Raw genomic sequence first — 12,624 nt, 5'->3', positions numbered from 1 at the left:
CCGGACCGGACGCGGTCATGCTCTGTCATGTGCCTTCCTCGCAGCGACACATGACAGAGCATACCATACTTGACCTGCCTTATGCTATGCTGCTACCCTGACGTGACGGGCTGCTGCTCGCCGACCTAGCCAGGCGAGCAGCAGCTGCGCCGCCCGACGGGCGCTGGCAAAGCAAGCGTCGGTGAGATAGCCCTCATGGCCGACCCAGTCTCCTGCCAGGTAGAGACCTCCGATGTGCTCCACTTGTGGCTCTGGGCGCCCTGCAAAGCCGTGACGGCTGGCGCTCGGCACGGCCCCCATGACCGGCAGATGGGGCAGGAAGAAGCGCTTGACCACCAGATCGCGCCAGCCCGGTTGTGCAAGGTCGAGCAGCGCCTCTAGCTCGCGCTCGTGCTCTCGGGCCTCGCCAGGGTCTGTCGGGTCAAGGTAGCGGACAGCGTGCAATACTGCTCCGCCGGCAGGCGCAACGCGAGCAAAGAGCGATTGGGCCGAGTAGAAGCGCGGCTGATCAAGGTCCAGGGAAACTGGCCGCTCGGGATGTGGCAGGCGCTGCAGAGCGACGTCGAGACAGGCCACAGGCAGCGGCGTCAGAGCTGCCAGACGCTGTTTCAACAGAGGATCAGCTACCAGGCGCGCGACGTCGGCTGGTTCAGTCGCCAGGAGCACGGCCTGCGCCTCGTACAGGCTCCCGTCGCCCAGCTCAAGGCCACGAACGCGCCCGTTATCCTGGAGGACTGTCGCGACGCGCGTCCCGGGCTGGAGATGAGCCCCAGCCTGCTCGGCGGCGCGGCGCAGCTCTGCGACCAGGGTCTGCCAGCCCCCATCGATGTAGAGCACGGGTCGTTTCAATGAAAGCTGCAGCTGAGTGACCACAGCCTCCATACTGATCAGATCTAGATTCCCGCTGTAGGTCAGCGTACGGGCTGTGGCAAGCAGAAGCTGGCGTACACGTGTGTGCCTGGTGTGGGCATCGATCCAGGCGTGGGCGCTCTCGGCGGCCAGACGGCGTGGTTTGAGAATCGCCAGTCTGGTCAGGAGTCTCAGTAGCTCCACTTTCTCGGCTCCGTTGAGCAAGGTCGTGCTCAGGAAGCTGACGGCGTCTCCCGGGTAGGCAAAAAAGCGCTCCTGGAAGAGGGCCTGAACGCCGCGCGGTGAGCCGGCGTGGAAGCTGATGCCCAGCTCGCGCAGGACGCGGGTCGCCGCGCCTCCGCTATAGAGGGCGTGGCCCCCACGGTTCAGGCTGTAGCCTTGATGAACCTGGGTGGCGGCCCGCCCGCCGAGGTTGGCTGCTTTTTCAAAGACGGTTACCTGCAGGCCGGCCCGCGCCAGGTAAGTGGCGGCGGTCAGTCCTGTCAGACCACCACCGACGATTGCGATATCTGTCTGCATCTTATTTTCCTCCCGAACAGGGGTGATCTTTGCTGATGACACAAAGCAGACGGGGGGCAACCCCCATTTGTGACAGTGTGAGCCGGAGACTTTGCTCTGCTCGATGGCGCCTGCTCTGGTCTGTGGCAGGCACCGCCTGGCCGGCCCTGTGATGCGCAGCAGCGCCGGATCGTTCGCATTGTAACTGTCTCTCTTCCATTGCATGGTCTGCTGCTGGTACACTTGAGAAAGAAGCGCTCGGGGCTGTCCCAGTAGTGCTTATCTGAATGCCAGGTGAAACCAGGACGAAGCAAGGAGCACAGTCAATGGCCGAACCAGAGAATAGCTATCCGATTGACCCGGAGAACGCGGGCGAGTTGGCGCGGCTGATGCAGCAGGATCGGCTGCTGACGGAAGGGATGGGGGGGCTGTTGCCCGAACCAGGGATCAGGCTGCCGGAGCGGGGGAGAGTGCTGGATCTGGCATGTGGGCCGGGAGGATGGGCCTTAGAGCTGGCCTTTCACTATCCGAAGGCGGAAGTGATTGGGGTAGATATCAGCCGGCAGGTGATCGAGTATGCGCGGGCGCAAGCCTGGTCGAGGGGGCTGGAGAATGCGCACTTTGAGGTGATGAATGTGATGGAGCCGCTGGCCTTCGAAGACGGCTCCTTTGATTTAATCAACGGGCGCTTGCTCGCTGGCTTCATGTTGCCGGGGGCCTGGCCGAAGCTGCTGGCGGAGTGCGACCGGTTGCTCAAGCCAGGTGGCGTCGTGCGCCTGACAGAAACCGAGGCACCCCTGACGACCAGTCCAGCCTATGAGCGCTTTGCTTCTCTGGTGGCACAAGCGCTGAAGCGGGCTGGTCAAAGCTTCTCGGCGGATGGGCGCCACTTAGGGATCACGCCCGTCCTGCCGCGCCTGGTGAGGAAGGCGGGCTTTGAGCAGGTGCGGCTGCGCGCCACGGTCGTCGAGTGGTCGATGGGAACGGAGGCCCACTATCCCGTCTTTAAGGACTATCTGCTCGGCCTGGAGCTGGTTCAGCCTTTCCTGGTGAAAGTGGGAGTGGCGACCAGGGAGGAGCTGGAGCGCTTGTATCAGCAGGCCGTGGCTGAGATGCAGCAAGACGATTTCTGCGCGCTCTGGCATTTGTTGACTGTCTGGGGCTATAAGCCTCTGGCCAGTCATGAGTGAGACGCAAGCGGAGCCGGAGCAGGCTCTGTCTGGATCAGACCTCGACAGGACGGATGGCTGAGTGATGGGATGGCACTGCTTCGATCTTCCCGGCCTCCACTTGAGGTGAGGCCAGGAAGATCGAAGCTCCAAAGAGGAGCTGCTTGCCGTGAAAGCAGTGCATGATGAGAGTGGACAGGTGACGAGGGATAGGGTCGGATTCTGTAGTGAGGGTCGCTTGCTGGTTAGCTCAGCCTGCCGATGCTTACCGGATCGGTAGTATTGTTACTGTCTCCCTTCCGCTGCGCGGTCGACTCCTGGTACACTTGAAGAAGAAGCGCCAGAGGCGGTGGTGATCACACTGATCTGGACGCCAGGTGAACATGAGGTTGAGCAAGGAGCATGGTTAATGGCCGAACCGGAAAATACCTATCCGATTGACCCGGAGAACGCAGGTGAATTGGCGCGGCTGATGCAGCAGGATCGGCTGCTGACGGAGGGGATGGGGGGGCTGTTGCCCGAACCAGGGATCGCGCTGCCGGAGCGGGGGAGAGTGCTGGACCTGGCATGTGGGCCGGGAGGATGGGCCTTAGAGCTGGCCTTTCGCTATCCGAAGGCGGAAGTGATTGGGGTAGATATCAGCCGGCAGGTGATCGAGTATGCGCGGGCGCAAGCCTGGTCGAGGGGGCTGGAGAATGCGCACTTTGAGGTGATGAATGTGATGGAGCCGCTGGCCTTCGAAGACGGCTCCTTTGATTTAATCAATGCACGATTGATGTGTGCCTTCATGTTGCCGGGGGCCTGGCCGAAGCTGCTGGCGGAGTGCTACCGGCTGCTCAAGCCGGGCGGCATCGTGCGCCTGACTGAGACTGAAGGCCCGTGGTGTAGTAGCCTTGCTACCGAGCAGTATTGGGGGCTGATCTATGAGGCCTTCAAGCGTGCGGGTCAGAGCTTCTCGCCGAATGGGCGCCGTATGGGGATCACGCCCGTCCTGCCACGTCTGGTAAGGCAGGCGGGCTTTGAAGGTGTGCAGGTACGATCGAGTATCATCGAGTGGTCAGTTGGTACAGAGGCCCACTATGCTGTTTTCAAAGACTATCTGCTTGGGTTTGAGTTGATCCAACCTTTCCTGGTGAAGATGGGGGTTGCGACGAAGGCAGAGCTGGAGCGCTTGTATCAGCAGGCCGTGGCTGAGATGCAGCAAGACGATTTCTGCGCGCTCTGGCCTCTGGTGACGGTCTGGGGACGCAAACCGCTGGCCGCAAATGCGGATGAGCCAGAGACGAAAGAAGAGGGGGCTCAGCCTCGCGCGGAAGTAGAGGGCTAACAGCTACCCGTTTTCTTGCTGGTAGCGGGCAGGGCAAAGTGAGCGCGCCTGTGTGCCTGCCTGACCAGTGGGCGACTCTCTGCAGCAGGGCCGAAGCAGGTCGATAGCCGTGGGAGAGGAAGCAGGCGGCCTTGCTTTGCCCGGTCCCGGTGGCCCAAAGACCGTGAGAGATGAGCCGGAGTAAGGAGTAGGTGCGGTATGGAAGGATCGGAAAGTATCTATCCGATTGACCAGGGGAACGCAGGTGAATTGTAGCGGCTGATGCAGCAAGAGGATTTTTGCGCACTTTGGAACCTGCTCACGGTCTGGGGACATAAGCCCCTGGCGGGGGGCGAGAACAAGCCGGGGGAAGGGTCGTAGCAGAGGTGATCAGGCGCGGCGCACGAGTAATGCCGTTCCCTGGTGTGCCCGTGCCAGCCATGAGCGAACAAAGCGCTGCTCGTCTCTTTGCAGATCCCTGGCTCATGGGTTACAATGCGAATCAGAGAGGCTCGCGGGCCACCGGACTATTGACCGACCGGGCCACGTCTGCCACGGATGTTCGTCCTCGAAGAAGAGAAAGGCGGCCAGTCTATGAAGCTGATCACCCCTGTTATCGAGCGCTGGCTAGAGGAGGCGCGCGAGAACCCGGAAGCCTTCTGGAGCAAGGCAGCGGAGCAGCTCCCCTGGTTTCGGCACTGGGATCGCACCTTTGAGTGGACCCCGCCGACCTTCCGCTGGTTCATCGGCGGGGAAACGAACCTCTCCTATAGTGCCCTGGATCAGCATGTCAAGCGTGGCTGGGGCGGCCACACGGCCCTCATTTATTTGAATGAGCGCGGCGAGCGTCGCCTCTACACCTATGCCCAGCTCCTGCACGAGGTTGAGCGGCTGGCTGCTGCCCTGCGCGGTCTGGGCATCCAGCGGGGGGACCGTATTACTATCTATCTGCCGACCTTCCCCGAGGCCATCATGCTCATGCTCGCCGCCGTGCGTATCGGTGCCATTCACCTTGTCGTCTTCGCCGGCTTCGGGGCCCAGGCCCTGCGCGATCGCATCGAAGCCAGCGGCTCGCGCCTGGTCTTCACCGCCGATATCACCTATCGCAAAGGCAAAGAGACCAACCTCAAAGAGATCGTTGACGCCGCTCTGGCCTCCGGCAACGGCAGCGTCGAGCACGTTGTGGTCTTACAGCGTGGTAGTCAGCCGGTGACTATGCAGGCCGGGCGTGACCTCTCCTGGCAGGAATTTCTGGCCCAGGCCAATGGCCAAAGCGGCAGCTATCTTCCCCTTGAGGCTAACGAGCCGGCCTATATTCTGGCTACCTCGGGCACAACTGCCAAACCCAAGCTTGCGGTCCACATGCATGGCGGCTACCAGGTGCACATTCATAGTATGGGCCAATGGGTCTTCGGTCTCAAGCCGACCGACGTCTGGTGGTCCACTTCAGACATCGGTTGGGTGGTCGGGCACAGCTACATTGTCTACGCCCCACTCATCGCTGGCGCCACCACCCTGGCCTTTGAGGGAGCACTTGACTATCCTACGCCCGATGTCCTCTGGCAGACCGTCGAAGAATTTGCCGTCAGCGGCATCTTCACCTCTCCCACCGCCGTCCGTCTGCTCATGAAATATGGCGCAGAGCCGCCGCGACGCTATGATCTCTCCACGCTGGATCGCGTCTTTTGTGCCGGTGAGGTTCTCAACGCTCCGGCCTGGTCCTGGCTGCAGGAGACCGTCCTGCGCAATCGTGTTCCCGTCATCGATCACATGTGGCAGACAGAGACCGGCGGTCCGATCTTTGGTAATCCCTATGGCCTGGGCATGCTCCCGATCAAGCCGGGTTCTGCCACCATACCTCTGCCCGGCATCGAGGCCCGCGTCGTCTCGCCGCTTGACGGCACACCGCTTGGTCCCGGGGAAAAAGGCGTCATGGTCATCACGCGCCCCTTCCCCGGCCTGATCCCAACGCTCTGGGGTGATCCAGAGCGCTATGCGCGCGATTACTGGGGTATCTTGCCCGGCGTCTACTACACCGGCGACTCCGCTCATGTCGACGAGGATGGCTACGTCTGGTTTGCCGGGCGCGCCGATGAGATCATTAAGATCGCTGGCCATCGTATTGGCACCATCGAGGTCGAGACCGCTTTCCTCAAACATCCTGCCGTTGCGGAGGCTGGTGTCACCGGGCGCCCCGATGAGCTGCGCGGCGAGGTCATTGTGGCCTTCGTCGTCCTCAAGCAGGACTACGAGCCATCCGAGGAGCTAAAGCAGGAGCTGCTCAAAACAGTGCGCACGGAGCTGGGTCCGGTGGCCGTGATCGGCGAGCTGAATTTTGTCAATATGTTGCCCAAGACACGCAGCGGCAAGATCATGCGTCGTGTGCTGCGGGCCGTCACCCTGGGGCGCGACCCTGGTGATGTCTCGACCATTGAGGATGAGGCTTCGGTCGAGGAGGCGCGCCTGGCCTGGCGGCGGCTGCAGTCTGATATCTCCGCACGCTAAGTCTGGCTTTGCGGGCGTGTGGCATCCCCTGACTGACTGCTGCTGCGACCAGAAGTGGCCAGCCAGGGGCGCCCCGCCCTGGTCAGGACGCAGCAGCCCTCTTCTCACTGGTGGAGGCAGTGGCCTCTCTCGTCTGCCGACCTCTTCCCTGGCCCTGCTCCTGCTAGGGAAGCGCTGACTGGTTGGCCGTTTGCTACCATCAGTCGGTTTTGATAGCCACAGCCAGGCTCTCCAGCTGCTGGCGCAGCTGCTGGATATCGCGCGCGGGCGGCTGCCCGAAGAGGCTTCGGTAGTCGCGGTTAAAGTGCGAGACGTCCTGATAGCCGACGCGGAAGGCGGTGCTGGTGGCGTCCAATCCCTCGTTGAGCATCAGGCGACGCGCCTCCTGCAGGCGCAGCTGCTTCAAATACTGCAGCGGGCTGAGGCCGGTCACAGCCTTAAAGTGGTGGTGCAGACTGGAGGCACTCATGCCCAGCTCGCGGGCCAGGCTCTCGACGCGCAGCGGCTCTGCGAAATGCCGGCGTAAGTACGTGACGGCGCTGGCAATTTCCGAGGGTACGCCGCCCTGCAAAGCCAGATGGCACAGGCGCCTTCCCTGCTCGCCAACCAGCAACCGATAGATGATCTCCTGGGTTACCAGCGGCATCAACACCGGAGCCTCCTCGGGCGTTTCGAGGAGCCGGACCAGGCGCACCACAGCATCGAGCAGTCGCTCGTCCAGGGGACTGACATTCATGGCGTGTACCGAGCTGCGTTTTGGTACATAGCCGGCGGAGAGCAGGACCGCCGTGACCTGTGAAGGCGCAAGGCGTAGCGTCAGACTCAAATATGGTCGCTCTGGGCTGGCTTCGATGACGCGGCTGAAGCGTGGCAGCTCAACGGTGGCCAGCAAGTAATGAAAAGGATCATACTCGTAGCGGCTGCGCTCGACGAGCACCTCCTTGCGCCCCTGAGCGATCACGCAGAAGGATGGTTCGGCAACGCTGGGTAAGGGAATGGACGGCGAGGAGAGGCGTGCCAGAACGAGGCCCTCAAACGGCTCGACGGTCCCGTCGTGAGAAATAGCCTGCGCAATACGCTCGGCCAGCTCCTCACGATTGGCCTGAAGGCGCTGGAGTAGCCGCTCGTCTTGTTGACGCTCGCGCTCTGCGATGACGGTGAGAGTCATTGAAAAAGAACCTCCTCCACTAAGGCGTTGCCTCATGGCATATGCAGAATCAGCCAAATTCTGACGAAGATTATTCTATCACCTCTGCCCAGGCAATCTCTATAATGAGAAAGGAACGTGAGACTGACTGCGCCGCCACTCTGCTGGTCCGGTGAGGTGAGCAGAGAGCAGGCGGCCAGTGAAGAAGAGAGGGGGAATGCAAGTCATGGAGATCAGAAGGAACGGCTCGCAGCCTTCGCAGAAGGGGCCGGCTGCCACCTTTACCGGGGCAGTACGTATTGATCCGTTGTTCGAGGCACCCAGCCCGGCGCGCGTGCGTATGGCCAGCGTCACCTTTGAGCCAGGGGCCCGTACGGCCTGGCACAGCCATCCGCTCGGGCAGACGCTGATCGTCACTGCCGGCTGTGGGCGGGCCCAGCGCTGGGGCGGCCCTATTGAGGAGATTCGTCCGGGAGATGTAGTCTGGTTCGCGCCCGGTGAGAAGCACTGGCATGGAGCGGCGCCGACCACGGCCATGACGCACATTGCTATTCAGGAAGAGCTTGATGGCAAGGTAGCCGACTGGATGGAGCATGTCAGCGATGAGCAGTACGGGCAGCAGTCCTAGCGGGCCCGCCGTGACTGGCGACCTGCCCGCCGGACAGGTGGCCTGCTGCTCTGATTGGTGAGAGGAAGGAGGCCATTCCTTCTATGAGTCAGACAGACCTTCGCACGGCCTTGCAGGGCCGCAGTGAGATTGAGATCACGGTCAAGGGGCGCGCCAGTGGGCGCTCTTACACGTATCCGGTCTGGTTTATCCTGGAGGACGATGTCCTCTATTTGTTGCCTGTGCGCGGAACCGGGACTGGCTGGTACAAGAACTTGCGCCAGGCTCCGACCTTGCAAGTGCGTGCCGGTCAGCAGGCTCTCACTACCGGCGTACGGCTCATTGAGGATCAAAGCCGCGTGGCGGCCATCGCGGAGCGCTTCCGCGAGAAGTATGGCTCCAGGCAGATCCAGGCTTACTATCCGCTCATCAACGTGGCTGTCGAGGTTCCGCTCGGCAGTTCACATCATTAAAAACTGTCGCGCTACCAGAGCACATGAGCGCTAGCTGGGTAAGAAAACAACCAGCCAGTGCGCCTGACCCTGTAGGTGGAGATGCGTGGTCAGCAGCGGCCAGCCGTCGGGCCACCGGGCCCGGAGCAGACGGCTGGCCTTGTTTGCTCTCGGGCGTGACGGTGGACAGTGACCAGAGAGGAGTTTGCGGGCGAGCAGGCTCCTGGGGCCATCATCAGAGCACCACCTGCCGATGTCTCTGGTCGCACTCGGGGGTAGCGTGAAAAGCAGGCACACTGTCATGTTGCCGTCCTGTTATGTCAAAACATGTGTGGTAGTGAGCAGGTTGGAACAGATTAACAGCCACGTTATTCGATTACCGAGATGTTCCTGCCATCAGTACTATTGACAGGAGTGATTTTATATATTACCATCCAGGCAAATAAAGTTGTTAGTTTTTGCTCTGTAGATTTTAAGAGAGCATTATGGAAGATACCATTCTCTATCCTCCTCAGAAGCTGGCGAGTACTGCCAGAACACAGCAGAAGGACCTGCACGAAGCCTGGCAGGCTCACCTCGTTCAGTTGCATCAGCAGATTCTCCAACCAGCCTCTCAGCTTGCTGCTCAGGTAAGCGAGCCATTTCGTCAGCATATGGGTACCTGGCATCAGAATCTGGAACGGGCGTATGCAGCCCTCTCGGCCTTTGCGGATCTGCTGCAGGGCAGCGGTGCCCGGATGCAGGATCTCGATACGGTACTCAGCCAGGCTTTTGAACCATCGCCTGATGGTGAGCCATAACGAGAGGACAGTGGCCGCTTCTTTGTGTGCATTGCACTGTACCAGGGAGAGAGGACATCGCGATGAGTGACCCGCTTGTCGATGCTGCCATCAAGGGCCTGGCTGCGATTGGCATCGATGTACCACCGTTTGCCGAAGGCATAATTCAGCTGCTGATTGAAGCGGGAGAGGATGTCCCCGCCGTTTTGCCGCGTCTCCTCTCGCTGATCGAGCAGCTAGGCGCCGAGGCCTGGACTACGCTGGAGCAAGTGGCCAGCGGCATGCAGCGCTATGGGCCAGTGGGCTACGTCCAGCACCTCATGACTCAGGCATTCAGTCCCCATGTCGAGACGATTCGACAGATCCACCAGCAGAAACGCGCACTCTTGGCGCATCATCGGGCGACGCTGTCCCGCTTCCAGACCGAGACGGCAGCGCTCTTTACTCACGCCTCCCCCTGGCAGGGTCAGGCGGCAGAGCAGGCTCAGCTGCATCTTGCTCATCTCACAGCGGGGGTTTCTGCCCATCTGGATCTGCTCGAAGCCTCTCTTGCTATCGATCAGAAATTCTTTCACGATTACCAGAACGCCTATGAGGCCGCTGCTGATGCTGCGCTGATTGCACTCATCATTGTGTGTGCGGTCCTGGCTATTGCTTTGGCTACTGCTGCCTTTGATGGTGGCCTCTCCCTGGCTCTGGCTGGCGGTCTGTTGAGTATCACTCTGAGTGCGACAGAATGCTGGTTACTTGCTGGCATGCTGGCCTGTTTTGTCGCCTGGGGAACCGCTCATGAACTGCTGGCCCATCCCCTTCATCTGAGTTGGAATCCCTCGCTGCCGGCAGGGCCGAGCCTTGTTCCCGGAACCACTCAGAGTGGCGTCGGGTCCATGCCGGCAACAGGAGAGGACGCTGCCAGCATTGCTGCTCAGATTGCCAGCAGCTGGGGTCAGGCGCGCTTCTGGACAGATGATGAACAGCAGGAGCTTGCTCAATCTTTGAGTACGGAGACCGGGCGTCGTCGCGCACAGGCAGTGGCCCGCTATAGGCAAGATGTTGCTAATGGTAAAGAGCGGTATGATCAGAGGAGAGATCCGTCTCTGGCTAGTGCAGCGATGATTATCCTCTTCATCGCTGACCGTCAGGGACGCACTGTTTTCAATGGGGTCAATTTCGCGCTCGGTTTCAAGTACGCACCTCCTGAACAACATGCCGAGGCCAAATTGATTGAGTGGGCGGCAAAGATTATTGCCACACGCCAGCCTCCCGGGATCTTGCAGGAAGCAACTATCAATGCACTTATCTTTAGCCGGACAGTGGTATGTTCAGCCTGTAGGGCCAGTTTGTTCTCTGGTCAATGGATTATGAGCTTGTACGCCGCTACGGACCAGCCCCCAGGCAATGCGACCGTAGGGCTGGCGGTCTGGCAGACCAGCACCGATGCTGGCTCGATCTCTGGAGTGGAGCCAGTCTATAGTGCCACTACCAATGGCGTCTCCATTTCTGGCTCGGCCTCAGCTCAGCCAGAGAGTCAGCTCATTGCTGTCTAGGAGCCCGGGAGCGGTATACTCTGTGTTGGCCCCTCTGACTCAGAGCAGAGAAGAGAGGTCTCAGCCTCCCAGAGCCGATGAGTGAGTGAGACCCTGGCCAGGAAAAGGTTTCCTGCGAAGAGGCGCGCAGTCGGCTTCACTTCAGAAGAAACAAGGTGAGCGCGATGCTTTGGTGGAAGGAATTTCCCGAAGGTCTGATCTTTGGGGAAGAGAGCTTCTTGACGGAGCCGGGCTATCTGCCGCGGCAGTACCCGCGCTCTATTGCACGGGCCTTCCTGTTGGTGGACTACAATGAGGAAGAGGGGCCCAGGGACGAGCTGGCGCGTCCCTGGTACCGGGTGGCCTGGGAGGCAGCGGAGGCCTTTGTCGAGCGCTGGGGGGGAGTAGATGAGGAGACGCTGAAGCGGGTGCTGCGGGAAGGAGAGGGACGGGACCGGCTGGCGGCGGTGTTTGCGCTGGGGCACAGTTCCGGTGAGGGGATCAATGAGATGCTGGCGCCGTTGCTGGGGCATCCAGACTGGCTGCTGCGCTGTGCGGCGGCCTGCTGTCTGGTGCTGCGTCGAGACGAGCGAGCCATCCCAGTGATTGAGCGCTATCTGCTTACGCCGGGGCCGACGATGGTGAACAGCGAGGGGCTGATTTGTCCGGTGCCGGAAGCGCGCTGTTGGTATGATCACCACAAGGCGTTAGTGCCGTGGGTGTTGGCAGAGTGGGGGCCGGAGTCGGTGGTGCCGGTGTTGCGGCAGGCGCTGCTGCAGCTATGGAAGGAGGAGGAGAATGCCGAGGGGCTGCCTGGTCCTGTGAGCCTGAATGTGTATGAGGCGCTCTGCTATGCCCTGGGCAGGCGGGGGGTACTCGGTGCACTGCACGGGGTAAGACTACCGGGACCGCTGAGGAGACAGACGCTTCGGCTGCTGGCGCTGGGGTATCTACGCGCTCCAGAGCGCTTTGGTACTAACGATTGCTACACGCTCTTGCAGGAGAGGGTGGTGCGGGATGAGGTGCAGGTGGTCGTGATAGAGAAGTTCGGTTTAGGAGAAAACGAAGCGAACGAGCTGTTCGAACGCGCCTGGGATGATCGAGAGCAGTTTGACTTGTGGTGGCTCGACCCCCAGGAGATGGACAAGGAGATGGCTCTCAACAAGGATAGCGAAACAGTGCATCTGGCCGCCGAGCTGGCGCGCGCACGGCGAGAGAGACAGGAGAGGCAAGAGCAGTCCAGTTAACGGCAAGCTGCAGCTAGCAAGCGATAAGCAAGCAGCTTGCATGAAAGCGAGCGGGCGAGAGCGATGCTTTGGTGGAAGGAATTTCCCGAAGGTCTGATCTTTGGGGAAGAGAGCTTCTTGACGGAGCCGGGCTATCTGCCGCGGCAGTACCCGCGCTCTATTGCACGGGCCTTCCTATCCCTGACCTATCCTGAGCATGAGCAAGGGCCTCCTCGTGAGGAAGCAGGCCCAGCAGAGGAAGTAGAGCGTCCCTGGTACCGGGTGGCCTGGGAGGCAGCGGAGGCCTTTGTCGAGCGCTGGGGGGGAGTAGATGAGGAGACGCTGAAGCGGGTGCTGCGGGAAGGAGAGGGACGGGACCGGCTGGCGGCGGTGTTTGCGCTGGGGCACAGTTCCGGTGAGGGGATCAATGAGATGCTGGCGCCGTTGCTGGGGCATCCAGACTGGCTGCTGCGCTGTGCGGCGGCCTGCTGTCTGGTGCTGCGTCGAGACGAGCGAGCCATCCCAGTGATTGAGCGCTA

11 protein-coding genes are annotated in these 12,624 nt (G+C 61.0%); 9 read left to right on the top strand and 2 right to left on the bottom strand.

Annotation, left to right across the window (positions count from 1 at the left end):
* Positions 1–84 precede the first annotated feature (84 nt).
* The gene (locus BGC09_RS11235; protein ID WP_069804098.1) at positions 85–1,389 is read right to left on the bottom strand and encodes a phytoene desaturase family protein; all 1,305 of its coding nucleotides are present in this window, start codon (positions 1,387–1,389) and stop codon (positions 85–87) included.
* A 305-nt stretch (positions 1,390–1,694) separates the two neighbouring features.
* On the opposite strand from BGC09_RS11235, the gene BGC09_RS11230 reads away from it, so the two are divergent.
* The 3 genes from BGC09_RS11230 (at position 1,695) to BGC09_RS11220 (ending at position 6,348) form a co-directional block, all read left to right on the top strand.
* The gene (locus BGC09_RS11230; RefSeq protein ID WP_069804097.1) at positions 1,695–2,558 is read left to right on the top strand and encodes a class I SAM-dependent methyltransferase; all 864 of its coding nucleotides are present in this window, start codon (positions 1,695–1,697) and stop codon (positions 2,556–2,558) included.
* 388 nt (positions 2,559–2,946) lie between these two features.
* Entirely contained in the window at positions 2,947–3,864 is a 918-nt protein-coding gene (locus BGC09_RS11225; RefSeq protein WP_069804096.1) for a class I SAM-dependent methyltransferase, read from the top strand.
* A gap of 573 nt (positions 3,865–4,437) precedes the next feature.
* Complete coding sequence (locus BGC09_RS11220; protein ID WP_069804095.1) at positions 4,438–6,348, top strand: acetate--CoA ligase; 1,911 nt, start codon at positions 4,438–4,440, stop codon at positions 6,346–6,348.
* A 199-nt stretch (positions 6,349–6,547) separates the two neighbouring features.
* On the opposite strand, the gene BGC09_RS11215 is transcribed toward BGC09_RS11220, so the two are convergent.
* A complete protein-coding gene (locus BGC09_RS11215) occupies positions 6,548–7,516 on the bottom strand; it encodes an AraC family transcriptional regulator (protein ID WP_069804094.1) in 969 nt (322 codons plus the stop codon).
* Between the two features lie 205 nt (positions 7,517–7,721).
* Here BGC09_RS11215 and BGC09_RS11210 point away from each other — a divergent pair, with 205 nt between their 5' ends.
* From BGC09_RS11210 to BGC09_RS11185, 6 genes are all read left to right on the top strand, one after another.
* On the top strand, positions 7,722–8,123 hold the full coding sequence (locus BGC09_RS11210; protein WP_069804123.1) for a (R)-mandelonitrile lyase: 402 nt from the start codon (positions 7,722–7,724) through the stop codon (positions 8,121–8,123).
* A gap of 83 nt (positions 8,124–8,206) precedes the next feature.
* Positions 8,207–8,575: a nitroreductase/quinone reductase family protein gene (locus BGC09_RS11205; protein ID WP_069804093.1), complete on the top strand. Its 369-nt coding sequence runs from the start codon at positions 8,207–8,209 to the stop codon at positions 8,573–8,575.
* A 464-nt stretch (positions 8,576–9,039) separates the two neighbouring features.
* Complete coding sequence (locus BGC09_RS11200; RefSeq protein ID WP_069804092.1) at positions 9,040–9,354, top strand: hypothetical protein; 315 nt, start codon at positions 9,040–9,042, stop codon at positions 9,352–9,354.
* A gap of 62 nt (positions 9,355–9,416) precedes the next feature.
* Entirely contained in the window at positions 9,417–10,880 is a 1,464-nt protein-coding gene (locus tag BGC09_RS11195) for a hypothetical protein (protein WP_069804091.1), read from the top strand.
* A 164-nt stretch (positions 10,881–11,044) separates the two neighbouring features.
* A complete protein-coding gene (locus tag BGC09_RS11190; protein ID WP_069804090.1) occupies positions 11,045–12,106 on the top strand; it encodes a HEAT repeat domain-containing protein in 1,062 nt (353 codons plus the stop codon).
* A 63-nt stretch (positions 12,107–12,169) separates the two neighbouring features.
* Positions 12,170–12,624: HEAT repeat domain-containing protein (locus BGC09_RS11185; protein ID WP_141727749.1), on the top strand; the 455-nt coding region annotated here is incomplete at its 3' end.

The sequence above is a fragment of the Thermogemmatispora onikobensis genome (genome assembly GCF_001748285.1).
Classification (GTDB): Bacteria; Chloroflexota; Ktedonobacteria; order Ktedonobacterales; family Ktedonobacteraceae; genus Thermogemmatispora; species Thermogemmatispora onikobensis.
Note: the sequence above shows the minus strand (reverse complement) of the source record. Positions and strands in the feature narration are given on the sequence as shown.

What these genes read in the sequence shown, in the direction of transcription:
- BGC09_RS11210 (WP_069804123.1), top strand. Translation starts at nt 7,722, where the DNA reads ATGGAGATCAGAAGGAACGGCTCGCAGCCTTCGCAGAAGGGGCCGGCT.
- BGC09_RS11205 (WP_069804093.1), top strand. Translation starts at nt 8,207, where the DNA reads ATGAGTCAGACAGACCTTCGCACGGCCTTGCAGGGCCGCAGTGAGATT.
- BGC09_RS11200 (WP_069804092.1), top strand. Translation starts at nt 9,040, where the DNA reads ATGGAAGATACCATTCTCTATCCTCCTCAGAAGCTGGCGAGTACTGCC.
- BGC09_RS11195 (WP_069804091.1), top strand. Translation starts at nt 9,417, where the DNA reads ATGAGTGACCCGCTTGTCGATGCTGCCATCAAGGGCCTGGCTGCGATT.
- BGC09_RS11215 (WP_069804094.1), bottom strand. Translation starts at nt 7,516, where the DNA reads ATGACTCTCACCGTCATCGCAGAGCGCGAGCGTCAACAAGACGAGCGG.
- BGC09_RS11190 (WP_069804090.1), top strand. Translation starts at nt 11,045, where the DNA reads ATGCTTTGGTGGAAGGAATTTCCCGAAGGTCTGATCTTTGGGGAAGAG.
- BGC09_RS11225 (WP_069804096.1), top strand. Translation starts at nt 2,947, where the DNA reads ATGGCCGAACCGGAAAATACCTATCCGATTGACCCGGAGAACGCAGGT.
- BGC09_RS11230 (WP_069804097.1), top strand. Translation starts at nt 1,695, where the DNA reads ATGGCCGAACCAGAGAATAGCTATCCGATTGACCCGGAGAACGCGGGC.
- BGC09_RS11235 (WP_069804098.1), bottom strand. Translation starts at nt 1,389, where the DNA reads ATGCAGACAGATATCGCAATCGTCGGTGGTGGTCTGACAGGACTGACC.
- BGC09_RS11220 (WP_069804095.1), top strand. Translation starts at nt 4,438, where the DNA reads ATGAAGCTGATCACCCCTGTTATCGAGCGCTGGCTAGAGGAGGCGCGC.